The following is a 1,404-nucleotide window of genomic DNA, read 5'->3' as shown; positions in this document are numbered from 1 at the left end:
GGAGGTGAGGCGATGACCTTCGCCCTCTCCGTCCTCGTCGGCCTCGCGGGCCTCTTCGCCGTCGCGGCCGCCCTGCGCGCCGCCGCCCGCGCGACACTGACGGGCCATGCGAACAGCATCGCGCAGGACATGCCGCTGACCGCCGCCTTCGGCATCCTCGTCATCCTGATCTACCCCTTCGTCGCCCTCGCCGCGCCGGTCCTCGCGCCCTTCCCCGAGCGCGAGATCGTCGGCGGGCAGTTCCAGCCCTGGTCCGCCGAACATCCCCTCGGCACCGACCGGATCGGGCGCGACATGCTCTCGCGGCTGATCTACGGCGCGCGGAACACGGTCGGCATCGCTTTCGCCACCACCGCGCTCGCCTTCGTCGTCGGATCGATCCTCGGGCTCTGGGCGGCGCTGACGGGCGGCTGGCTCGACCAGGCGCTGTCGCGCTTCGTCGACGCGCTCATGGCGATCCCGGCGCTGATCTTCTCGCTCCTCCTGCTCACCATATTCGGGACGTCGATCACCGCGCTGATCCTCGTCATCGCGGCGGTGGACGCGACGCGGGTCTACCGCCTCGCCCGCGCGGTGGCGCAGGGCATCGTCGTGATGGACTACATCGAGGCCGCCAAGCTCCGCGGCGAGCGGAGCTGGTATCTCATCCGGCGCGAGATCCTGCCGAATGCGCTCGCCCCCCTCGTGGCGGAGTTCGGCCTGAGGTTCTGCTTCGTCTTCCTCGCCATCTCCTCGCTCAGCTTCCTCGGCCTCGGGATCAAGCCGCCGACCGCCGACTGGGGCTCGATGGTGCGCGACAACGCCACGCTCATCACCTTCGGCGACGTGACGCCGCTGCTGCCCGCGGGATGCATCGCGCTCCTGACGGTCGCGGTGAACTTCGTCGTGGACTGGCAGCTCTACCGCGCCTCGGGACTGAAGGAGTGAGCATGGACCGCGAGATCCTGCTGAAGATCGAGGGCCTGAGGATCGAGGGCCGCTCCGGCGACACCTGGACCGAGATCGTGAAGGGCGTGGACCTGACGCTTCACAAGGGCGAGGTTCTCGGCCTCATCGGCGAGAGCGGCGCAGGCAAGTCCACCGTCGGCCTCGCCGCGATGGGCTTCGCGCGCGACGGCTGCCGGATCACCGGCGGTTCGATCGTCTTCGACGGCATCGACCTGCGCGCCGCCTCCGAGACGGCGAAGCGCGACCTGCGCGGCGCGCGCATCGCCTATGTCGCGCAATCCGCGGCGGCGAGCTTCAACCCCGCCCACAAGCTCATCGACCAGTATTGCGAGGCGCCCGTCGTCCACGGCGTGATGGCCCGCGACCGGGCCGAGCAGGACGCCATCGACCTCTACCGCCGGATGCGCCTGCCGAACCCCGGGGAGATCGGCTTCCGCTATCCCCACCAGGTCTCGG

The 1,404-nt window shown here is 70.2% G+C and carries 2 protein-coding genes; both read left to right on the top strand.

The genetic code is table 11. The features are described from left to right. Positions 1-12: 12 nt before the first annotated feature. Positions 13-927 (top strand): ABC transporter permease, encoded by a 915-nt coding sequence (locus tag ACTS11_RS15595; RefSeq protein ID WP_442641217.1) that lies wholly within the window; start codon positions 13-15, stop codon positions 925-927. A gap of 2 nt (positions 928-929) precedes the next feature. After that, positions 930-1,404: ATP-binding cassette domain-containing protein (locus ACTS11_RS15590; RefSeq protein WP_442641216.1), on the top strand; the 475-nt coding region annotated here is incomplete at its 3' end.

The sequence above is a fragment of the Roseicyclus sp. genome (assembly GCF_052168335.1).
Classification (GTDB): Bacteria; Pseudomonadota; Alphaproteobacteria; order Rhodobacterales; family Rhodobacteraceae; genus Roseibacterium.
The sequence above is the reverse complement of the archived record's forward strand: the minus strand, read 5'-3'. Positions and strand labels throughout refer to the sequence as shown.

What these genes read in the sequence shown, in the direction of transcription:
- ACTS11_RS15595 (WP_442641217.1), top strand. Translation starts at nt 13, where the DNA reads ATGACCTTCGCCCTCTCCGTCCTCGTCGGCCTCGCGGGCCTCTTCGCC.